This window comes from Paenibacillus sp. FSL L8-0638 (assembly GCF_038593075.1).
GTDB lineage: Bacteria > Bacillota > Bacilli > Paenibacillales > Paenibacillaceae > Paenibacillus > Paenibacillus polymyxa_D.
The window spans coordinates 5,543,684-5,566,166 of the sequence record NZ_CP151960.1; the positions used below are offsets into that span (position 1 = coordinate 5,543,684).

The window sequence follows — 22,483 nt, forward strand, 5'->3', positions numbered from 1 at the left end:
ACAAAAACCTTCCCAGAAAGGCTAGCATTAGACCTAAAAAATGAAGGTTTGCGCAAGCGAATAGGTAAATGGAAGTAGAAAGATCGGTTTATAATGAAATAATCATGTATAATTAATGATACGCTCCAAAAACACATTCAGAGGATCGGGAATGGGATACACAAACTGCTAAAGTTTTTGGATAACCACCACTTTGCATCAGGATTGGAGATACATGACTACTTCACCTACAGGTTTTTATAATAGTATTCAAGAGGCTACCGCGCATGTCATTGATGTGTTGAGTGATATTTTGCATGTAAATACCATTTTCATTGCCGCTAATGATGGGATTACGAATGTAATCGTTGATTCATTTAACCGGGAAGAGATACTCGTTAAGAAAGGGGATGTGCTCCCTTTTGAGCTTAGCTATTGCAGTCTGGTGTTGGACCATCCTGCGGATCACCTCACGATTTCAGAAACGACTATTCACCCGCACACATGCGATTTAGATGTGACTAAAACCATGGGAAACCACTCATTTACAGGAATCCCTATTCGCATGAAAAATGGTCAGGCTTACGGAACCATTTGTATCTTGGACGCGCCATCTGAACATTTGACAGAATCCGAACTGAAGGCCCTACAGGTTATGGCTGTATTTCTGGGTTATGTGGTGGAACTGGAGAAAGACAAGATCGATGCTGAAATCTCTTCCCTAAACAAGTTGGATTTGATCTCTTCCCTGAGTAATAAAATTCGGTTTTCGCTAACCGAAATATGGGGAGCCACCGATCTCATGCTGACGACAGAGTTAACAGAGGAACAACAACAATATATGAGCATCATGGAGTCGAGCAGTCACTCGCTCATGACGTTGTTGAGTAATATTTTGGATTACAGCAATATAGAGTCCAGACAGATCGATGATATTGAAGATCCGTTTGATCTGAGAACGATGATGGAAAATGTATTGAGCCTGTATACAGAGGTAGCTGCGCGACGGAGTCTAGAGTTGAAGCTCGACTGGAATCTCACCAGCTCGCCTATTTTTATCGGGGATGAGGCTAAAATTCGCCGTATGCTGATTAATTTGGTAGATAATGCAGTGAAGTTTACAAACACAGGAGCCGTCACTTTATCTGCAACCACCCGATCTGTGACCGATGCACCTGAGGTTGAACTGGAATTAAAGGTGAAGGATACTGGAATCGGTATATCTCCGAATAAATTGAAATTGTGGCTTGAACATGACCGTGGGTACTCCCCCTCATATGGTAATCCAGGCTTGGGTTGGCAGATTACCAAACATCTATTAAAACGAATGAAGGGTAAGATGACAGGGAGGAGTGAACCTGGTAGCGGGACGGAGATAACGCTCCAGTTCACCCTGAAAACATACCAGAAGTCAGCCTGAAACTGAAATTAGCTAGTGATGATATGGTATATCATGTAATAGAAGCCCGTGACGCATAACGTTCACGGGCTTTATGTTATGGATTACGTGCTACTAGGCAGTATGGTTGCTCTAAGCCGCACGCTTATGCATAGCCGGTCTTAGTAACGTTTGGGAGCAGCTAGCTTGGCCAAATCGGCCATATACGTAAAAAAGGCTTCCGGGTCTGTATCATACACCAGATTCACAGGACGTCCATCCGCCTGTTCCACCGTTCTGCCCTGACTTGGTCCTTCTGCGATAACGCTGCAATGCACCGTCTTTTTCTTGACAATGTCCGGGCGTCCTACGGATGCAGTGGTCAGTACATCCCACAAGTAGTAGGTTGAGTTCGTTTCGCTATAGACGAGCGGCGGACATCCCGCGTAGCAGTTGCCCAGGAAATCCACGCCCTCATATCGGCGCTCGGCAGCCCAACGATTGCGTACTGCTGGAGTTAATGGCACTTTGCTTGTGCTTTCCAGCGCTACCAGATCAATCGTGATGCCGCTTTGCCACACCCGATATGCCGCTTCCGGGTCCCAGAACACATTCCACTCTGCTGTACCGTCATGCTCCGGCTCCTCCACATTCCCCTTTTCAAAGGTGCCGCCCATCCATACCAGCTTTTCAATCTTTGCTTCAATATCCGGTGCTTCATCCAGCGCTCGCGCCAGATCGGTTAGCGGTCCAGTGAATAGCAATAGCGTCTTACCTTCGGCTCCGCGTACCTTTTCGATCAGATGCTGATGAGCTGGCAGGGATGAAAGCGGTGCTTCCATACGCCCCGATTCATTCAGTACGGGTAATGCATCCACATAGAAGGAATGTAAACGCCAAGCGGCAGGAAACGGATTTTTACCCCGTGAATTAGACTTTGCGACTTCCACAGGCCCTTTATTTTGTCCAAAACGATCAATAATTTTACGGCTGGCATCCGTCGCAGGCTCCAGGTAACCATCTGCTGGAATCACCGATACTCCGGTCAAATGAACCTGCTCCATCTGAAGCAGCATAAAAAGGGATACTAGATCATCCACTCCACCATCATGATTAAAATAAACGTTTGTCTGACTCATCTGTCTCTTCCTTCCTTTATCCCCGTAAAACAGGCTTGTTCTTATCGGCAACCATCCTTCATTATGCCTGATCGCTCCATAGGAGTAAATGTGCGATAGTGCGTGAATCAGGGATTTTTTGCTTACTCCATGCTTAAGAAAGGTAGAAATGTGTGTAATAACAGGGTAGAATCATGGGTCCTAATCGGAAGTGTATGAAGGAGAGATGCATATGACAGCCCAAACAATAGAAGAGTTGGAGCAGATCCGTAGAGAGTGTAAATCCATGGTGACGAAAAGGGCTGCGGCTTCTGGTGGAGCGGTATTAGTTCCAGTTCCAGGGGCTGACGTTCTTGCTGATGTTGGCATTTTGATGCAGCTACTGCCAGCCATTAATGGAAAATTCGGATTATCTGAGAAGCAGCTGGAAGGTCTGGACGCAGAAACAAAATCCATGGTGTATGGTTTTATCACCTCAATTGGCAGCAAGCTGATCGGGCGGCTCATCACCCGTGAAGCCATCGTGCAGATTCTACAAAAAATGGGTATTCGGATCGCTACCAAGCAGGTCAGCAAGTTTGTTCCCCTTCTGGGGCAAGGGATAGCCGCGGCAATTGGCTTTACTGCTATGCGAACCATTGGCAATCGGCATGTCGATCAATGTTATGAAGTAGCCAAACGCTTGCTGGAACAGCGAACTGCCGCAGATATCGCGCGCAACTGGACGGTTCCACAGCAGCCTCTAGAGCCTGTGGGAGTTGATCATTTCCCAAACCAGAACCCGGAAGCAGCAATTCCACTACTGCCGGCACCCCCTAAAGATTAAGTTCTTCACATTCGAGCCAGCCATCCATTTCACCCGCACGGGGTACTCCAGATCAAAACCAGCTCCGGTATCCCGTGCTTTTTAGCCTTCTACCTTGGCTCCATAGGAGCGGGCCACCGCTACTGCCTGCTCGATATCCAACTTAGCTCCGGTGATGTCCAGATCTTTAAAATTCACACCATCCATCTTCGCACCGCGCAGGTCTGTTCCTTGAAGATGGGCTTTGTGCAGTCTTACCCGGCTAAGATCAGCCTCTCGCAAATCTGCTTTTTCCAAATTGCATTCGGATAAGTCGGCTTCCTTGAATCGTATTTTTCGCAAATCTTGTTTTCTTAAATCTGCATGACGCAAATTCGTATAAGACCAGTCTCCACCCGTAATTGTGATACCATCCATATTGGCCCCCGCAAAATCTGAACCTACCAGCTTGCAGTTATCAAACCGGACTACGAACAGATTGGCGCTGGTGAACAAACAATTGGTAAAAGCCGACTCCTTGTAGTGAGATGCATTCAGAATGGCTCCGGTAAAATCACAGTCCACAAAAGTACAGCCTTCCACGAGAGACTCATTCATCTCCACACCCCGAAAGCGACATCGGGTAAACTCACAATTTCTCCACTCGCCTTCTCTGGCATCCATTGAGCCAAAATCACGGCCTTCATAGACCTCATCTGTATAAAAGAACATGTTCTCTCTCTCCTATTCCTTATTCCCTATATCAGGAATTCAGCATTTCGGCAAGGACCGCTCAAAACCGCCTTTCATTTTCCCCAGTAACCCCTTCATCATCTTATGATCTTGCGGCGTAAACTCAGACATACACGACCGAATCAGCTTCGTATAATAAGGGACTATCTTACTTAATAGCTCTCGTCCTGCCTCTTTTAATCCGACAGTCACCATCCGTCCGTCACTCTCATGAGCCACACGTTCAATCATGCCATCTCGCTCTAATCCGTCGATCAACCCCGTCATGGTTCCACGCGTCACATCAGCCTTTTCCGCCAACTCTGACGGTGTCATGCGATGCGGCGAGTGGCAATGCAACAGGCTAAGCACAATAATCCGACCCTGAGAAGCCCCCAACTTGGTCAAATCTGTATCCATTTCTCTGAAAATACCGTTAGCCAAGCGCGCAAATGTCACAAAAGTCTCTATATTATCTAAGTCGGCATCTTCATGTCCAAAGCTACGCAGCACCCCGCGTATGGAGTCATTATGAAAATTAAAGTTCATAGTCCATCCATTCCTTCCTTAAACCCGCTTGTTCCGTCAAACGGTAGCTTTTCCATTCATCTGGCAGCAAAGAAGCATACGGCTCCTTGGCAAAACGATCATCTACCAGGACCAACAACCCTTCGTCGTGCTCTGTGCGGATAAGCCTGCCACCTGCCTGAAGAACCTTGTTCATCCCTGGATATACATACGCATAGTTGAAACCATTCCGTCCCTGTTCCGAGAAATAATCCCGCAGCACATCCCGCTCTGCTCCAATTTGCGGCAAGCCGACGCCGACGACCACTACCCCATTTAAGCGATCACCCGGTAAATCGACACCTTCAGCAAACACACCACCCAGTACAGCAAAGCCAAGCAAGGTGTGCTCTTGCCCAGGCTGGAAGGCCTCTAGGAATTGATCCCGCTCTGGTTCGGTCATCCCCGGACTTTGTACCAACGTATTTGTGGACACGTCCCGAAGCATGAACTCCTCATATACCTCACGCAGATATGGATAGGACGGGAAAAACACAAGCATATTTCCTTTCCGTTCCACAACCAATGCAGCCAGCATATCCGCAATCGCCCCTTTGGAACGCTCGCGATCCCGATAACGGATGGAGAGCGGCAGCAGACGTACATCCCATTGCTCCTGATGGAAAGGGGAAGGAACCTGTAACGTATAATCTTCCTCACTTGCTCCGAGCATGTCCCGGTAATAAGCAAGCGGTGTCAACGTCGCGGAAAAATAAATGGCTGAGCGGTAGCCCTTAATAGCTTGTCCCAGCAAGTGAGAAGGATCGAGGCAGAACAGCTTTACCCTCACCTCACTGCGCCCTGCTTCCACATAAGTAACGTACCGTTCATCATATAAAGCAGCAATCCGCAGCATATTCTGAGCAGTAAAATACGTATCTAGAAGCAATGCATAAGCCGTACCCTCACCGCTTGCGTGGCTTGCACTGCCCCCCGTCACCAGTTCACGTTCAGCTGCTTCCACAAAAGGCACCAGCAGCTCCAACACCTCTTGCGGTGCTGCTGTCTCCACTGCTTTTCCTGTATCTGCATATTGCTTGCGCAGCGTAATCATATGTGCGTTCACTGCACTCGCAGTCGCAGCAATCTCTGGACTTAGCAACTTAAATTCTCGTTTCAGTTCCAAAAAAGAAGATTTCAAAATTTCCGCCGAAAACATGTCCCGGCCGCGTTCTACCAGATTATGCGCCTCATCCACCAGTACGACACCTTTTCGCTTGTGCTCCTCCAGCAATCTTTTCAGAGAAATCCGTGGATCGAAAACATAATTATAATCACTGATTATACCATCCGAGGCATACGCCACATCCAGCGAAAATTCAAAGGGACAAACCTTATGCTTGCGTGCATAACGCTCAATCACCGCCCGGGTCATTAACGTCTCATTCGCCAAAATATCGGATACCGCACCGTTGATCCGGTCGTAATAGCCCTCGCACATGCTGCATGATCCAGCGTCACAATCATTTTCATCCTTAAAGCAAATTTTATCCTTCGCAGTCAAAGTCACCACATGCATGTGCAGCCCTTGGGCCTGCATTCTGGCATAAGCTTCTTCGGCTGCTGCCCGAGTGGTGGTACGAGCCGTTACATAATATACTCGCCTAACCTGCCCCTCACCGATCGCCTTGATCGCAGGAAACAAAGTGGATACCGTTTTACCGATACCCGTAGGCGCTTTGGCAAACAGGTTAACCCCTTCGGCAATCGTCTTGTACACCGAACCCGCGAGCGTTCGCTGACCCGAACGATACGTGTCAAAGGGAAAATTCAACATCGCAATGCTGGCATCCCGCTTTTCCGCATGTGCTCTCAGCAGGAATGCATACGGTGCATAACCAGCAATCATCTCCTGTGCGAAAGCTTCCAGCTCAGCAAAGGATAGCTCGCGCCTAAATCGGCGAATGTCCTCACTGTGTGCCTGTACGTAAGTAAGCTGGACCTGCATGGAATGATGTTGTTCCTCACGAGCAATCATATAGGCATACAGAAATGCTTGCGCCCAGTGTACGGGTTGACCGTCACCCTGAATATCTTCGAGAGGCAAAGAAATCGATTTAATTTCATCAACCGTCCATACGCCATCCAGCTCAATCAGTCCGTCACAGCGGCCTTCAATGATAAACAATTCGTCCTTATACGGAATTTCTGTACGTAAATGTACCTCTTTGCGGTCATGCTCCTTGTAACCTTTCTGGATAACCTGATGCACGCGAGTTCCTTCGAGCATACTGCTATTCGATCGAAAGCCGCTATGAATGCTGCCGCTCCGATGCACATATTCCACAAGTGGACGCACCGATATGTGAATTGGTTCCTTCATACGATCACCCGTTCCGGTCATAGTCCTTTCACTGTACCACGTAGATAAACGAAACGTAAGGGACATAAGAATCGTTTGTAGTCGATTGGTATTCACTCATGCCTACTTTTTACCGAAATATAGAAACGAGGCCTTTTGCTTTATTTCCCACGATACTACAACTCTCATTACAGCATAAAGGATAGGGATATGTTAAAAGAATTAATTAACAATTTTGCGTTATTAACAAGCTTCTTATTCTTTGGAAATTTATTTTTCCGGAAATATGAACGTTACCTAAAAAAACATGTATTCATTTATCGGGTAATGAACGGTTTAATGCTGGGTCTGTTTGGTATTCTGTTAATGATGACCGGTTTATGGATTCGCGGGCACTTTGTGGTCGATCTACGCCAATTGGCGATTATCATATCTGTTTATATGGGAGGATCGGTATCCGGTCTGCTGACCACCTTGATCATAAGCCTGTACCGTATTTACATCACAGGTGGTTGGACAGATGTTTCTCTGACTGCTACCGTCAATTGTTTCATGACACTGGGCATTTCACTTATCTTTATTCGAGAAAAAAGCCTAACACTCCGCAAGTGGATGTCGGCCGTGATTGGAGCTGCTGTAGTGTCGCTGTTATCTACTTTCTATGTGGATAATCCTCCTGATAATGAATCTATTATAATGATCACAACCGTTAAGTTGCTTGGCGGCCTGTTCACTTATTTTATGATGTCCCATATCAAAAAAACAGAACGGGCTATTCATCTGCTGGAAGAAGCCGCAAATCGGGATCATTTAACCGGACTCTACAGTCCACGTGCTTTCGATGCGCTATTTGAAGAGGTCTTTCATACTTCCAAGACTACAAAACAACCCTTTGGACTCGTGATGCTGGATATTGACCACTTTAAAAATATTAATGATACGTATGGTCATTTGAACGGAGATACCGTCTTAAGCCAATTGGGAATGCTGTTAACCCGGGAATCTACAACGAGGGCGTACCCCTCCCGTAAGGGCGGAGAGGAATTTGCCATTCTGATTGGAAATTGCGATAGTCAGAAAGCAGCAAGCTTTGCCGAAAAGATTCGGAAAGCTGTGGAAAATGAACGTTTTCTTTTGAATGACGGAACCATGATCTCTCTAACGATATCCATTGGAGCAGGCAGTTCTCCTGTCATTGCATCGAGGCACTTACTGGAAAAGACAGATGAGGCATTATATGAAGCTAAACGTTCAGGACGCAATCAGGTGAAACTGGCAAAACCATAAATATTAGTCGCTAAATGTCAGGAAAGCTGGATTATTGTTAATAAAAAGTGGTAAAATGGAAATAACATCGTTATCAAAAAAAACTTCTGCCGCTAGTGGAGACATGCCTTACAATCGACATGGGGGGTGGGCTTTGTGAACCTCGAACAATTGGAAAAACTCATGGAGAAAGAACGCCGTGAACTGAATCGCATGGCTGACTTACACGGATTAAAAGATGAACGTGTATTGGACAAATCCTCCAGACTTGACCGTATTATGGACAAGTACCTTCACACCAAGCGTGCAATCAACCAAACACACTCATAGAAGCAAGCTACATCGCTGCCCCTCAGGGCAGCTTTTTTATTCTGCATCGTACTCACCTTCTCGCGGACTGACTACTTCCCGCCCTATTCCGTCCGCAACAATTGCTGTGTGAACGATATCCATTCTCTGGCGGCAAAGGACAGGTAGCGATCGTTCCGCCAAATCATCCCCAAATGCCAAGGAATGACGGGGTCTACCAATGGAAGAACACGCAAGCGCTCAGAATCCAGATCTCGGCAAATGGCCTCCGGCAACAGAGCTACTCCCAGGTTTGCAGCAACCATTTCGCTAATCAGATCCCATTGTGAGCTTTCGTACACTACACGCGGCTGAAAGCCGGCACGAACACATTCCGCAATGATACGGTCATGCAGCGTAAAATCCTCACGAAACAGTACAAATGCCTCCTCCGCCAACGCAGATAACGGTACCTCCTTGCACTCTGCCAATGCATGCGTAGGATGAACGAGCAAATTTAGCTTTTCCTCCACAAACAGAAATGTCTCAAACATATCTCCAACTGCGGGCAGCACGATCACCCCGATATCCAATGCCCCGGCTTCTACGTCCCGTTCCACTTTCTTCGCCCCGTCCTCAAATAATTGAATGGTCACATCAGGATATGCCTTATGGAATTCTCCAATGACACGCGGAAAAAAGCTCGATCCGACCATAGGGGGCAGGCCAATACGGATATGTCCCTTTTTCAGGTTCATCAAATCACTCAGCTCCGAGGACAGGCTCTGAAAGGACTTTACAATTGCTTGTGCCTGAAGCTCAATGACCTTTCCCGCGTCCGTCAATTCGATTCTTTTGCCGATTCGGTCGAACAAAGCGACCCCCAGCTCATCTTCCAGACTTTTAATCGTCTTACTGATCGTCGGCTGGGTAATAAACATGCTCTGGGCTGCCTTTGTAAAGCTACGCAACCGCGCGACTTCCAAAAAATATTGTAAATGTCGGATATCCAAACCTACACCTTCTCCCATAGACAAACGGAATAGATTGCATTCTTTATATGCATTTTACTCATGAAAGCTTGTGATGTAAAATTTCATTACAGTTTGAAAATAACCGATCTCAAAGATAGGAGCCATTATATATGAAAAGCTTCATACGCGGTGTCCTCCAGATCGCCGTCCTGATGGCCTTTTCGCTCATCCTGAACGCGGTAGTCTCCTGGCTCCACCTGCCTATACCCGGTAGTATCATTGGTATGCTAATCCTTTTTATTCTGCTGCAAACCGGCTTGGTCCGGCTAAGCTGGATTGAAGTTGGCGCAAACTGGTTGCTGGCCGAGCTGCTATTATTCTTTATTCCCTCCGCTGTCGGCGTCATGAATTATTGGCCGATGCTGGAACACGATGGTATGAGCATTATGCTGGTCGTGTTGCTCGGCACCTTTCTGGTGATGGCCTGCACAGGTATGGTCGCCAGTCTGCTTGGTAAACGAAAGGAGCATAAATCATCATGATCGGTCTTCTATGTATTGTATTGACACTCGCTATTTACTGGATGGCCAAACGCATGTACCGCACACTGCCCAAGGTGTATTTGTCTCCATTGCTCATTACACCTGTTGTTATCATTTTGATTTTGACGCTGACGGGTGTGAATTACCGTTCTTATAATTCGGGCGCTCACTTGCTGTCCATGCTGCTACAACCAGCTACGATTGCATTTGCTGTCCCTTTGTACCGATATTTCCCAGTGTTAAAAAAACACGCTACCCAAATCGTGCTTAGCGTGCTGTCTGGATCTGTTGTAGCCGTGTTGTCCTCCATGGCGCTTGCCAAGTGGATGCACCTGAATTCTTCGCTGCTGAGCAGCCTGATTCCTCGGTCCATTACGACACCCATTGCGATGAATGTATCGCAAACGATTGGCGGCAATCCGACGGTCACAGCTGTATTCGTTATTCTGACCGGATTGAGCGGTCTTATTATCGGTCCAGTGATTGTAAAACTGTTCCGTATCGAAAATGAAGTCTCCCGTGGGGTACTGCTCGGTACCGGTGCTCATGGTACGGGCACTTCCAAAGCATTCGAGTTCAGTTTGCTGACGGGGACGATATCCAGCATCTCGATGGTGCTCGCCGCTCTCTTTACCTTGGCAGCCGCCCCGTTCCTGTTCCACTTGATGCTGTAAACAATCTGCATACAAAAAAGGCAGCGATTCTCCAATAACAAGAGAATCGCTGCTTTTGTTTTATAGGCCCCTTTTCCACATAAAGCAGTGGTGAGAACGAAACGATGGTAGAGAAGCGGAGCGGTAAAGGATGCGCATCCTCGTTCCTATTAACCGGGTTTCAGCTCTACCCCTACAGGCGCTACAGCTTCATACAGATAAGCATCCAGCTCAGCCGTATATTGGCGTTCTTGTGCGGTACTCCAGCCTGCATGCTCGGACATCCATGCGATAGCGGGCTGTTTCCAGCGCTTCACCTCGTCGATCTGGAAGAAAAGTGCCCCAGTTCGCCGTATGAAAAAATCAGACGGTGTCACCGTCATTTCCTGTTCCATTGCATACAGGAGCGGGACACGCACTTCCACAGGCAGTGCCGCTTCCTTCTCGGTAGTCTCCTTCATGCTGCGTGCCGCTATCGCAAACAGCCGCTCTGTGTTGGAGCCATAGCGGATTGCCCATGCTCTAGCCGTTTCAGGCGACAGGCCGAGTGCAACACCTGCTGCGGTTTGCTTACCTACGTACGCGTCCCAGCCCGCCGAGCCGCCTACGCTGCCACCCGAAATCGGGATGTGTCTGGTGCGGCATGCCCGGAAGCTCTGCCCATGCAAGCGCCCCAGCTCCCGTACCGCACGATCCACGACGAGTTCGGACATTTTCCGGTAGCCCGTCAGCTTGCCGCCTGCAATCGTGATCAGACCTGAGCGGGATTCCCAAATTTCGTCCTTACGTGAAATTTCCGAAGGGCTTTTACCGTCTTCATAAATGAGCGGCCGTACCCCTGCCCAACTGGATTCTACATCCGTAACAGTCAGCTTCACATCCGGGAACATTCCGTTGATCGCTTGAAGCACATACGCCCGATCTTCGACGGTCATCCGGGGATGCGCCGTATCCCCCTCATACACCGTGTCAGTCGTACCTGCATAAGTTTTTCCATCACGCGGGATGGCAAATACCATGCGTCCATCCGGTGTATCGAAGTACACTGCCTGTTTGAGCGGAAAGCGCTCAGCATCGAACACTAGGTGAATACCTTTCGTCAGGCGTAGCACCTTACCCTCCTTGGAGCGATCCATTTCCCGCAGCGTGTCTACCCATGGTCCAGCTGCATTAATAACCAGCGAAGCTCGAATTTCGTATGGTTTTCCCGTTACCCGGTCCGTTACGCTTGCACCGCTTATTCGTCCTTCGTCATACAGCAGCTTGTCAGCCTTGGCATAGTTCACCGCCAGCGCCCCTCGTGTAACAGCCTCCTTCATGACCTCAATCGTCAGGCGAGCGTCATCTGTACGATACTCCACATAGCTGCCGCTTCCCTTCAGTCCACCACGCTTCAGCAAAGGCTCGCGCTCTAGTGTAGCCTGGATGTCCAGCATACGACGGCGCTCACTACGCTTAACACCAGCAAGGAAATCATATACTAGCAGCCCGACAGAGGTGGTAAATGCGTTAAACGTGCCGCCCTTGTGAAAAGGAAGCAACATACGCTCCGGTATGGTCACATGTGGACCATTTTCGAATACGATTGCCCGCTCCTTCCCCACCTCGGCTACCATCTTAACTTCCAACTGCTTCAAATAACGAAGACCCCCATGCACTAGCTTGGTCGACCGGCTGGACGTACCTGCTGCAAAATCCTGCATCTCCACCAATGCTGTTTTCAAACCACGATCCGCCGCATCCAGCGCAATACCCGCCCCTGTAATACCGCCGCCAATGATTAATATATCAAAATGCTCATGTCCCATACGTTCCAAAACAGCGGTTCTCTCCTGCGCAGCAAATCCCTGTTCTCCCATCATGTATCCCTCCAGCTTTGTATATATTCACGATGCAATCTGCCAACCGAATCATCATAAGGTACAAAAAAAGACCACGAACATCGCTGCGGCGGATGCCGAGCGGTTCATGGTCTCTCCAAGTCTCCTGACGAGTATTAACTTATCTATATCGTAGCACACACGATACGCTATGAAAAGGGAAATCTGCCTGCTACTTGAACGCCATTGCGGCATGAATTGCCTTTTTCCAGCCACCATACAGATCAGCCCGCACGTCTTCACTCATGGACGGAGTATAGGTATGATCACTTTGCGCATATCCCCGAACCTCATCCAGACTGCTCCAGAACCCGACTGCCAGTCCCGCTAGATACGCCGCACCGAGTGCAGTTGTCTCGTTCACAGCAGGCCGTTCTACAGGCAGATCGAGAATATCGCTCTGGAACTGCATCAGGAACTCGTTCATCACTGCGCCTCCATCTACACGCAATGAACGCACAGGTGCACCTGAATCGCTCGCCATGGCAGTTAGGACATCTTTAGTCTGGTAGGCCAGCGATTCCAGTACCGCTCGTATAAAGTGCTCCTTGGTCGTTCCCCGCGTCAAACCAAATGTCGCACCGCGCACGTCACTGTCCCAATACGGACTGCCCAGACCCACAAAGGCCGGGACAAAATATACCCCTTCTGTGGAGGTCACACGCGCCGCATACGCTTCACTATCTTTGGCTTCGCGGAACATACGCAACCCATCACGCAGCCACTGAATAGCAGATCCGGCTACAAAAATGCTGCCCTCCAGCGCATACTTCACCTGACCATTCAGCCCCCATGCAATGGTCGTAATCAGTCCATGTTCCGAGTCACAGGGTTCATCTCCGGTATTCATCAGCATAAAGCATCCCGTACCGTATGTATTTTTAATCATACCTTTGTCAAAGCATCCCTGACCGAACAGAGCTGCTTGCTGATCACCCGCCGCTCCGGCAATAGGGATTTCCTGTCCGAAAAAGTGATAATCCACCGTATGCGCATATATCTCAGAAGATGATTTCACCTCTGGTAGCATAGACGCAGGAACGCCGAGAATATCCAGCAGCTCCTCATCCCATTTTAGCTCATAAATGTTGTACATGAGTGTGCGGGCGGCATTGGAGTAGTCCGTTACATGTGCTTTACCACCAGACAATCTCCAGATTAGCCAGGTATCAATCGTACCAAACAGCAAATCCCCACGCTCCGCTTGAACTCGTGCCCCTTCGACGTTGTCGAGTATCCATTTGACCTTGGTGCCAGAAAAGTAGGGATCAATGAGTAGTCCCGTTTTGCTATGAAAAATATGATCAAATCCACGGCTTTTCAATTCCTCGCAGATCCCGGCTGTTTGCCGTGACTGCCATACCAGTGCATGGTATACAGGCAGACCCGTATGTTTATCCCACACCACTACGGTTTCCCGTTGATTCGTAATACCAATCCCGGCAATTTGGCTGGCTTTCACACCTGATTCTGACAAGCAGGAGGCGATGACGGCCAAAATAGAGCTCCATATTTCATTGGCGTTTTGCTCTACCCACCCGGGCTGGGGAAAATACTGTGGGAACTCCCGTTGTGCCTTGTATACCACTTTTCCCTGCCGATCAAACAAGATGGCCCGTGAACTGGTTGTGCCCTGATCCAAGGCAAGAATGTATTGCTCCATTGTTCCCCAGCTCCTTGCATATTTATGTATTGTTGCCCACTTGATTCAAATAAAAGCTATTTCTTATAATGCTCGAACAGTTGTTTATTGGAAGTTGTAACTGCTGTAGCTCCCGCAGCCAATGCCGCTTCCACATCCTCTGGGGTGCGAATAAGTCCGCCCGCCAAAATAGGAATGCCTGTGCGTTCGCTGACCTCCTTAATCATAGGTGGAACAACACCAGGCAGCACCTCAATATAATCAGGTCGTGTTTTTTCCACCAGCGCGTAGCTTTTTTCCAGCGCAATCGTATCGAGCAGGAACACCCGCTGTACAGCAAGAATCCCCTTTTTTTTAGCGGTTGCAATCACCCCGGACCGGGTCGAAATAATCCCAAATGGCTTAATTTCCTGACACAAATATTCAGCCGCATACTCGTCATTCTTTAAGCCTTGCACCAGATCGGCATGCAGGAGCATTTGCTTGCTGCGACTTCTAGCCATCTGGTACAGGTTGCGCAGCTGCGCTACATGCGTATCCAGAAAAACAGCATACTCATAAGAACTGTCCAAAATACCCTCCAGCTGCTTCATATGCTTAGCTGCAGGTAAAATGCGTTGTCCCTGAAATGGCATGGATATCCCCCTTAGGCTGAATGTCGGTCAAACTCGTTCAAATTTTATATTATCACTCTGTTCGACGAACGTGAAGCGGTTTCATTGTAGTTATGTATAAAGGCTGCCTTCCCTGCAATAGATGTCAGCAGGAAGAAGACAGCCTAATCGTTCAAAGGAACTGGATCAAAATCCCACGACGGCACCCTTTAAATGCTCTATAGTGTACTAGCCCTCAAACCCTTGGCGTAGCCATGAGGTAGCGAGCGCGATCGCACCGCGCTTGGCTGCGGTTTCCGACAATGGGTTCAGCATCACAAAGTCGTGGATGATGCCTTGAAAGCGTGCCGCGGTTACATCTACCCCTGCTTCACGCAGCTTGTTCGCATAGGCCTCACCTTCATCGCGCAGCACATCGGCCTCGCCTGTAATGACCAGCGCACGCGGTAGCCCTTTGAGCTGTTCTGTGGTGGCACGTAACGGGGACGCCGTGATCTGTGCTCGTTCGTTGGTATCCGTCGTATATTGATCCCAAAACCATTGCATTCCTTCGCGGCTCAGGAAATATCCTGTGGCGAACTCCTGGTAGGATTCCGTGTCAAAGGAAGCGTCTGTCACCGGATAAAATAACAACTGCTGCCGGATGGAAGGACCACTGCGTTCTTTGGCCAGCAGCGTTACGGCTGCGGTCATGTTCCCGCCGACACTGTCCCCGGCTATCGTCAGCGTATCGGGCTTCAGTCCATGCTCGCGCCCATGCTGTGCCACCCATTGAACGACCGCGTAAATTTCCTCAATCGCCGTCGGATATTTAGCTTCAGGTGACAAGCTGTATTCCGGGAATACAATTGCCGCCTGTGAGCCGACTGCCAATTCACGAATCAGACGATCATGCGTGTGGGCATTACCGAATACCCAGCCTGCTCCGTGAATATATACAATGACCGGGAGATCGCTTGTCACCTGTTGTGGACGGACAATTCTGACCTTCACCTCACCGCCAGGCCCACCTGGAATAGTTAGATCTTCTACATCTGCGGCAGGTTTGTCTGCCGGGCCGGATTGAACCTCATTGACCGTTTCACGTCCTTTTTCAGGACCCAAATCATATAGAAACGGAGGCTTGGCATTATCGTCTGCAAATTTCTGTGCTGCGGGTTCAAGCTGTACTTTTTTACTCATATCGGTTCACTCTTCCTTTCTTATCTGTGGTCTACATATATCCAATATGGCTAAGTTTGCACATTCAGTTTCACTTTATATATTTAAACGAGTTCCTCTCTTTCCAATCGGAAGGCTTTAGTTTGCCCAACAGAAGAGCTTGACTTTTATTTTATATTGTAACTATAATAGTTACATATTAAAGTTCGTAAATGCACTGGGTACACTTACGATCAAACGAATGAATCATCCACATCATATTTATAGGAGGCTATCTATTATGAAAATTGCAGTTATTGGTGCAACCGGTAAAGCAGGAAATAATATCGTAAAAGAAGCATTAGACAGAGGGCATGAAGTAACCGCCATCGTCCGTGACTCGTCTAAAGTAACAGAAAGTCGTGCTACTGTGGTACAAAAAGACGTTTTTGATCTGAAAACAGATGATCTGAAAGGTTTTGACGTAGTCGTTAATGCATTTGCCGCTCCACTCGGACAAGAGCATCTGCATGTCGATGCAGGTAACGTACTGATTGAAGCCCTGCGTAATGTATCCGGTACTCGCCTGATTGTCGTAGGTGGTGCAGGCAGCTTGTTCACTGATGAATCCCAAACACTTTTGGTAAAAGACGCTCCTGGCTTCCCTGATTTCGTATATCCAACAGCCAACAACCAAGGAAAAAATCTGGAAATTTTGCGTGGTACCAACGACCTGAACTGGACCTTTATTAGCCCTTCTGCGGAATTTGCACTGGGTAAACGTACAGGCTCTTACCAAGTAGGAAAAGACACGCTGTTGGTTAATTCCAAAGGTGCAAGCTATGTCAGCTACGAGGACTATGCGGTTGCCGTAGTGGACGAAATCGAAAAACCACAACATCTGAACCAACGTTTCACTGTGGTGTCCGAGTCCTAATTTCTCTATTCTTGCAGCACATTTAGCATAAAAAAGACCCTTCGCCCATTCTCTCATGCTGCACGCTATGAGAAATTGACCTGAAGGGTCTTTTTGTTATGACCTGTTGATAACTCTCGTTATGACTTGTCAGTGCTGACCTTCTTTTCTGTATCGTGAGTGGAAGTCTCCCTCTTATCGCTAAAACACAGCTTGAGAATCGGAGGCGAAGCCAAGGTCGTCAGAATGATGGCAATGATCACCGAGGTAAAGTATTGCTGTGCCAACAAGCCCGACTGTAGACCGGTAGCTGCGATAATAAGTGCGACCTCGCCGCGAGATATCATCCCGGAGCCGATCGCAAGGGCAGAACGGTTATTGAAGCCCGTCAGCCGCGCCCCGATTCCTCCCCCGATTAGCTTTGTCACCAGCGCAATCAGTGTCAAAACAACAACAAATCCGAGCTGCTGCCCTACTCCCTCAAAGGAAACATTTAATCCGATGCTGACAAAAAATACAGGAACAAAGATGGAATAAGCGATGGGTTCCACCTTTTCTTCTACGACGTGCTTAAAGCTTGTTTGTGCAATGGCAATCCCGGCCGCAAACCAGCCCCCCTAGAATAGCTACGACGAAGAAAACTAGCTTTTTGCCAACAAGAAGTCCCAGCGAAGTTTCTCCACCCATACCGAATATATTCATTACTACCGCTAGCAGTACCACGACAAGCACATCATCCAGCACTGCGCACCCAAAATGGTTGAGCCTCCCGGGTATTTAGCTTATTCATATCCTTAGGTATCTGTACCGTAATGCTTACCGAGGTAGCACTCAGAATAATTCCTAGAAACCAGCCTTCATGCACCGAGAATCCAAAGGCTTCCCCTACACCAAAACCGCAAATTAGCGGTAAAATAACACCTCCAACCGCCACAGCTACCGCAGGCTTCCAATTACGTCGAAGTTGATCCAGGTCCGTCTCCAGTCCAGCAATGAACATCAGCAGCAGGTTCCCCTAAAAAAGACATAAAGGAGCCTTGGTGACAGGCTCCTCCGGTAGTTCATATATTCATTTGATGTTGTCGGTCATACTTGCGCAAACAAGCAATTTTATCTCTTCTGCAATCCCGTGTAAACGTGTTGAATTAATTTTCTGCTTTTTTCACATAGCGGTTGCGGTATTCGTGGTCCAGCATACTCATCAGAATCGAATCATGGTATTCATAATTGTAGAATAAAGCATCCCGCTGTACACCTTCACGCTGAAAGCCTACTTTTTCATAGCAACGAATGGCACGTTCATTAAAGTCAAATACATTCAGCTCAATCCGATGCAGGTTACAGATACCGAATCCGTAACCCAGCATGAGTACAAGCGCTTCAGTGCCGTAGCCCTTCCCCTGATTTCCCTGCTCATTGATCGCAATACGGATGTTAGCACTGCGGTTCAGGCTGTCCATATCCTGCAGGGCTATATCCCCAATGACACGATCATCTTCGCGAAGCGCAATCAACAGCAACAGGCTTGAGGCATCCTGTCCTTTAGCTTCAATATAACGGGCAATTTGATCTGCGTTGTGTGCCTGTCAGCCTCCGCACATCCTGATGGAACAATGTATTATAGTATAGCTCGGTGTCCTCTACGTTAACGGGACGCAAGTACACCCGTGATCCTTCAAGTAACCGTGCCACAGGCTCTGAGGCTGAAGTTTGTTGAGTCATCATGATCTCTCCCATGCTAAAAATATAAATAACGTAAATCGAAGTAAATTATTGCGCAAGTTCGACTACGCAAGGTCTGCATTTTGCTCCGTAGTCAGGCTAGAATCAGCGAGGGACTCGCGCCAAATTACGGATTGAAGCAGTAGTCCTGCCAAACCCAGAATTCCAACAGTCATTCCGATCCAGACAAAAGCCGTTCCCGCCCCTGCTATTCGGATCAATACTCCCCCGGCAAGCGGCGAAACGACCATGATTGCTCCAATTACGGTACTTTGGATACCGAAGACGCGTCCTACCATATCAGCAGGGGTTTTGGCTTGTAATATATAATTCTGGGTGATAATATACAGGCCGTTGCCCACGCCCAGCACAGCCCCGATCATAAGTAGGACGGGCCATCCTGTTCCGGGCTGCGCCCAGCCTAAAGCAGCAATAGCTCCGCCAACCAGCACATACCCACCACCGAGCCCCCAGCCTGCGCTTATGCGATTCAAGCGATTAAGCACAAGCATGCAGCCGACGGCGCCAGCACCAATGGCTGAAACCAGCCAGCCAAGCAGCGATTCATTACCTGGAGCGAGCACTCGCAGCAGCGTAGGGAACTGGTAGTCGATCATGAGAATGGCGATTAAGCCGAAAAGTCCGAATATGAGCGTATGCAAAAGCATTCGACTGCGCCATAAGAACGCCCAGCCCTCACGCCATTGGTTGAAAAAACGAGATGCGCGAACATGCTCCTCCCGCATTTGGACTTCATCAGCCTCAGGCGCTGTATGCGTAGCCGACTTTCCTTGCTGCCCGGCTGCAACAGCTTGTTGGTCTGCGCTGACCAGCGCCGGACCGATTCCGCGCAGCGGCCACAGCAGCAGGCCGGAACAGAGGCGCAGCAATGCATTGAGAATTATGCATGCCTGGGGAGACAACACAGTCAAGGTCATAGCGCCCAGTAATGGCCCTGCCACTTTGGAGGCCTGATTGACCAACCCATTCAGCGAGGTCGCCCGAAACAGGTCGTCGCTGGCGACTACCGTGCGGGTCAAGCCTTGCTGTGAAGGCATTTGAAATACGCCAGCCGCCGCGCGCAGACCGAGCAAAGGCAGTAGCCACGCCGGGCCCGGGACGGCGAGGATGGCCAGCGTCAATAAGGCAATAGCTGCATCGCAGACGATCATCAGCCGGGCCTTGTGTACCCGGTCAGCTAACGTGCCCGCGATGGAACCGAGCAGCAGACCCGGTAGCGCCATCACTACCGGAATCAGCGCAATCAGCATAGGGTCAGCTTCCCAGCGATAAGCAACAAGCACCTGAATGGCGATAGCATCAAACCAATCGCCAAAGGAAGCAGCCGTGTGCGCCGCAAACATCCGCCGAAAACGGCCATTGCGCCAAATGCTAGGCGTGGATTGCAATTCCTTCTTTTCCTTCATTATCTACTCACCCTGCTCTCATTTTCAGCTTTTTTAGCAATAAGAACATTCTAGCGGGTCTATATCAGAGGAAAGTCAGACAGTTAAAAACATCAGACGGTAGAAAGTGTTTGTTCCAGCCAGCGCCTTAGCGCTGGACGATGCAGTATTAAACTGTTATCCCGGTCAAGCTGGTCATATTGAGCGGCATACTTCTCTTCCAGCACTGGATAGGAACCGCAAAGCTTCAGGAACGAGCGAATTTGACTTACCGCTTTGATTTGTAGCAATTCCTGTTTAGCCATATCAAGGGTATCCAATCCCTCATCCATGAGCCGCTCGGCGTTATCCACATCTCCAGTACGCAACAGCATAAGTCCGCGCATCATGCGATAACGGCCCAGCTCGCGCAAAAACGGGGCCTCCGACAGCATGCCTTCCAGACGATCAGACAGTTCGGCAGCCTTTTCCATATGATTGGCAACCAGATGCATATACATCTCCATCAGCGCAACAGGCATCACAAAATTATCGAGATTATCTCGCTCCATGACCATCATGGTCAGTGGCAGACCTTCCTGGGCGTGTTCAGGTTGTTCGTTCTCTACATAAGCCTCCAGAATGTTGAGAATACGCAATTCCCGCTCCTGCGCTTCAGATAGCAATCCACTGGAAAGCGCACGCTCACATAGGACAAGCCCCTCATCCGTCACCCCTGCTGTGCACATATATAGCAGTAGCATCCAATACAATCGGTCCGCGGGTGCAAAGTCCTCCCGCTCCAAGAACCAGAACACATCTGCCTGTACAAAACGGGTATACATTTGATAAAAGACAGACAATTCAAACCCCATCTGCTCTTGCTGAGCAGCCAGCGCTACGATGGAATTTCCCTGCCCCAACAGCTGGTATTTGCGGAATAGTCCATGTACGGCGTCATGCACCTCCTGATCGTGCAAGGACGGATGATTCTGTGGCTGCACGTCAGTCAAGGTCAAGCTGTAGCCATATCCTCTGACCGTATGAATACGGAGACCATCCCATGACTTAAGTTTTTTGCGCAATCTGTAGATATGATCATCTACCGTACGCTCCACCGGATACTCCAGCGGCCACACACGATCCAGCAGTTGTTCCCGGGTGAACACCTGGTTCCGGTTATCGTACAGAAAGCGCAACAGCGCAAATTCTTTAGCCAACAACATAACACGATCTGCATTACAAACCACACTGTAGCCATCTGCATCAAATTGTAGCCTGATCATCCACCTCGCCTCCGACATATCGTTTCTTGGCTGCACCCAGCCCTATAAACATAAGCAGAACACTCAGGCACAAGAGCAGCAACAGCGGAATGGTCCAGCCTTGTGTCGCATCATGCAAATAACCAAACAGCGTCGGTCCTGTCGCTGCCAACAAATACCCAAAGGATTGAGCCATACCCGACAGCTCTGCTGCCTGCTGCGGTGTCCGCGTCCGCAAATTGAAGAACATCATCACTAACGGGAAAGCAAAACCACCCGCTATACCGATACATATGACCCAAATCACGCTCCACTGTGTAGCCCCAAGCAGAAATCCACCCAGACCGATAAAATACAGCGCAGCCATAATCAGAACCAATACCCGCTGATCCTTCACTCGCGCCGCCCAAATAGGCACAATAAAAGTAAATGGCATTTGCGCAAACTGCATCACAGACAGCATCCAGCCCGCAGTTTCTGAATCCATTCCCTGTCCGCTCATCATTTCAGGAAACCAGGCGGCAGGAACATAGAACAAGGCAGATTGCAGCCCCATAAACAGCGTCACCTTCCAGGCCAAAGACGATTTATACACATTCACGGTTTGGGCAGATACTGCTGCTTTATTAGCTGTTTTGCGAGCCTTAAGGAGCTGGGGCACCCAGAGTAAAATACCTACGACACCCACAATCGCCCATATTCCCAAGGCACCTCGCCAGCCCATACCTCCATTTATAGCCAGCGGTATACTCAGGCCAGATGCGGTTGCTGCGACCACATTCATGGATACTGAGTATACGCCGGTCATCAGTCCGCTGTTGCGAGGAAACTCCTCTTTGATCAAGCTGGGCAGCAACACATTACACACGGCAATAGCCAGTCCCAGCATGGCGGTCCCGACAAATAATGCAGTAACCCCTAACGTTGAGCGCACCACAATACCTGCGGTCAACAGCAGCAAGGCTGCAAAAATAATAAGAGGCGATCCGAAGCGGCGCGACAGTTTGGCTACAAAAGGCGACAACAGGGCAAAAGCCAGCAGCGGCAATGTCGTTAATAGGCCACTCAGTGTATTCGAAATATGCAAAGAATCCTTAATCAAACCGATAAGAGGTCCTACCGAGGTAATCGAGGCGCGCAGATTGGCACCTACCAGAATAATCCCTACGGCAAGTACCCAAGGACCGGCATGCCACAAAGATTTGTATACCAAAGCTCGTTGGTGTTGCTGTGAACTCATCTCTCCATTCTCCAATCTATCTGTGTTATGCTCAAAGGCTCCAACCAAGTGTACGGCTGGAGCCTAGCAATTTTTATCTCATTAAATTATAAAGGC

At 48.8% G+C, this 22,483-nt stretch carries 19 protein-coding genes and 2 pseudogenes; 7 read left to right on the forward strand and 14 right to left on the reverse strand.

The window, feature by feature from the left end; translation table 11 throughout:
- The first annotated feature begins 214 nt into the window (after positions 1–214).
- Positions 215–1,399, forward strand: a complete 1,185-nt coding sequence (locus tag MKY35_RS24745) for a HAMP domain-containing sensor histidine kinase (protein WP_342445083.1) — start codon at positions 215–217, stop codon at positions 1,397–1,399.
- 140 nt (positions 1,400–1,539) lie between these two features.
- On the opposite strand, the gene MKY35_RS24750 is transcribed toward MKY35_RS24745, so the two are convergent.
- On the reverse strand, positions 1,540–2,496 hold the full coding sequence (locus MKY35_RS24750; RefSeq protein ID WP_013312477.1) for a nucleoside hydrolase: 957 nt from the start codon (positions 2,494–2,496) through the stop codon (positions 1,540–1,542).
- Positions 2,497–2,707: 211 nt separating this feature from the next.
- Here MKY35_RS24750 and MKY35_RS24755 point away from each other — a divergent pair, with 211 nt between their 5' ends.
- A complete protein-coding gene (locus MKY35_RS24755; protein WP_342445084.1) occupies positions 2,708–3,301 on the forward strand; it encodes a hypothetical protein in 594 nt (197 codons plus the stop codon).
- 81 nt (positions 3,302–3,382) lie between these two features.
- Here MKY35_RS24755 and MKY35_RS24760 read toward each other — a convergent pair whose 3' ends face one another.
- From MKY35_RS24760 to MKY35_RS24770, 3 genes are read right to left on the reverse strand one after another with little or no spacing between them, the layout of a single operon-like run.
- Complete coding sequence (locus MKY35_RS24760; RefSeq protein WP_165145922.1) at positions 3,383–3,991, reverse strand: pentapeptide repeat-containing protein; 609 nt, start codon at positions 3,989–3,991, stop codon at positions 3,383–3,385.
- Positions 3,992–4,030: 39 nt separating this feature from the next.
- On the reverse strand, positions 4,031–4,540 hold the full coding sequence (locus tag MKY35_RS24765) for a MarR family transcriptional regulator (RefSeq protein WP_104497668.1): 510 nt from the start codon (positions 4,538–4,540) through the stop codon (positions 4,031–4,033).
- Positions 4,530–6,902, reverse strand: coding sequence for a helicase C-terminal domain-containing protein (locus MKY35_RS24770; RefSeq protein WP_342446704.1), 2,373 nt, complete (start codon positions 6,900–6,902; stop codon positions 4,530–4,532). Before MKY35_RS24770 ends, MKY35_RS24765 begins: the two co-directional genes overlap by 11 nt.
- 168 nt (positions 6,903–7,070) lie before the next feature.
- On the opposite strand from MKY35_RS24770, the gene MKY35_RS24775 reads away from it, so the two are divergent.
- Complete coding sequence (locus MKY35_RS24775) at positions 7,071–8,147, forward strand: diguanylate cyclase (RefSeq protein ID WP_342445085.1); 1,077 nt, start codon at positions 7,071–7,073, stop codon at positions 8,145–8,147.
- A gap of 135 nt (positions 8,148–8,282) precedes the next feature.
- Positions 8,283–8,456 (forward strand): aspartyl-phosphate phosphatase Spo0E family protein, encoded by a 174-nt coding sequence (locus MKY35_RS24780; protein WP_013312483.1) that lies wholly within the window; start codon positions 8,283–8,285, stop codon positions 8,454–8,456.
- A gap of 83 nt (positions 8,457–8,539) precedes the next feature.
- Here the strand turns inward: MKY35_RS24780 and MKY35_RS24785 are convergent, their stop codons facing one another.
- Positions 8,540–9,427, reverse strand: coding sequence for a LysR family transcriptional regulator (locus MKY35_RS24785; RefSeq protein ID WP_328801165.1), 888 nt, complete (start codon positions 9,425–9,427; stop codon positions 8,540–8,542).
- A gap of 131 nt (positions 9,428–9,558) precedes the next feature.
- Here MKY35_RS24785 and MKY35_RS24790 point away from each other — a divergent pair, with 131 nt between their 5' ends.
- Entirely contained in the window at positions 9,559–9,930 is a 372-nt protein-coding gene (locus tag MKY35_RS24790; RefSeq protein ID WP_029518652.1) for a CidA/LrgA family holin-like protein, read from the forward strand.
- On the forward strand, positions 9,927–10,604 hold the full coding sequence (locus tag MKY35_RS24795) for a CidB/LrgB family autolysis modulator (protein WP_029518653.1): 678 nt from the start codon (positions 9,927–9,929) through the stop codon (positions 10,602–10,604). The genes MKY35_RS24790 and MKY35_RS24795 overlap by 4 nt, the downstream gene beginning before the upstream one ends.
- Positions 10,605–10,753: 149 nt before the next feature.
- On the opposite strand, the gene MKY35_RS24800 is transcribed toward MKY35_RS24795, so the two are convergent.
- From MKY35_RS24800 to MKY35_RS24815, 4 genes are all read right to left on the reverse strand, one after another.
- On the reverse strand, positions 10,754–12,442 hold the full coding sequence (locus MKY35_RS24800) for an FAD-dependent oxidoreductase (protein ID WP_342446705.1): 1,689 nt from the start codon (positions 12,440–12,442) through the stop codon (positions 10,754–10,756).
- A gap of 193 nt (positions 12,443–12,635) precedes the next feature.
- Positions 12,636–14,126, reverse strand: a complete 1,491-nt coding sequence (gene glpK, locus MKY35_RS24805) for a glycerol kinase GlpK (RefSeq protein ID WP_342445086.1) — start codon at positions 14,124–14,126, stop codon at positions 12,636–12,638.
- A 56-nt stretch (positions 14,127–14,182) separates the two neighbouring features.
- Complete coding sequence (locus MKY35_RS24810; RefSeq protein WP_342445087.1) at positions 14,183–14,740, reverse strand: glycerol-3-phosphate responsive antiterminator; 558 nt, start codon at positions 14,738–14,740, stop codon at positions 14,183–14,185.
- 207 nt (positions 14,741–14,947) lie between these two features.
- Positions 14,948–15,901, reverse strand: coding sequence for an alpha/beta hydrolase (locus MKY35_RS24815; RefSeq protein ID WP_342445088.1), 954 nt, complete (start codon positions 15,899–15,901; stop codon positions 14,948–14,950).
- 259 nt (positions 15,902–16,160) lie between these two features.
- Here MKY35_RS24815 and MKY35_RS24820 point away from each other — a divergent pair, with 259 nt between their 5' ends.
- Positions 16,161–16,796, forward strand: coding sequence for an NAD(P)-dependent oxidoreductase (locus tag MKY35_RS24820; RefSeq protein WP_322251578.1), 636 nt, complete (start codon positions 16,161–16,163; stop codon positions 16,794–16,796).
- Between the two features lie 119 nt (positions 16,797–16,915).
- Here MKY35_RS24820 and MKY35_RS24825 read toward each other — a convergent pair.
- The 5 genes and pseudogenes from MKY35_RS24825 to MKY35_RS24845 form a co-directional block, all read right to left on the reverse strand.
- A pseudogene (locus MKY35_RS24825) lies at positions 16,916–17,784 on the reverse strand (cation:proton antiporter); the annotation flags it as partial.
- A gap of 136 nt (positions 17,785–17,920) precedes the next feature.
- Positions 17,921–18,497: pseudogene (locus MKY35_RS24830) on the reverse strand (GNAT family protein).
- Between the two features lie 65 nt (positions 18,498–18,562).
- The gene (locus MKY35_RS24835; RefSeq protein WP_342445089.1) at positions 18,563–19,924 is read right to left on the reverse strand and encodes an MFS transporter; all 1,362 of its coding nucleotides are present in this window, start codon (positions 19,922–19,924) and stop codon (positions 18,563–18,565) included.
- A 92-nt stretch (positions 19,925–20,016) separates the two neighbouring features.
- On the reverse strand, positions 20,017–21,168 hold the full coding sequence (locus MKY35_RS24840; RefSeq protein ID WP_342445090.1) for a winged helix-turn-helix domain-containing protein: 1,152 nt from the start codon (positions 21,166–21,168) through the stop codon (positions 20,017–20,019).
- Positions 21,149–22,387, reverse strand: coding sequence for an MFS transporter (locus tag MKY35_RS24845; protein ID WP_039271770.1), 1,239 nt, complete (start codon positions 22,385–22,387; stop codon positions 21,149–21,151). Before MKY35_RS24845 ends, MKY35_RS24840 begins: the two co-directional genes overlap by 20 nt.
- Positions 22,388–22,483: the final 96 nt, after the last annotated feature.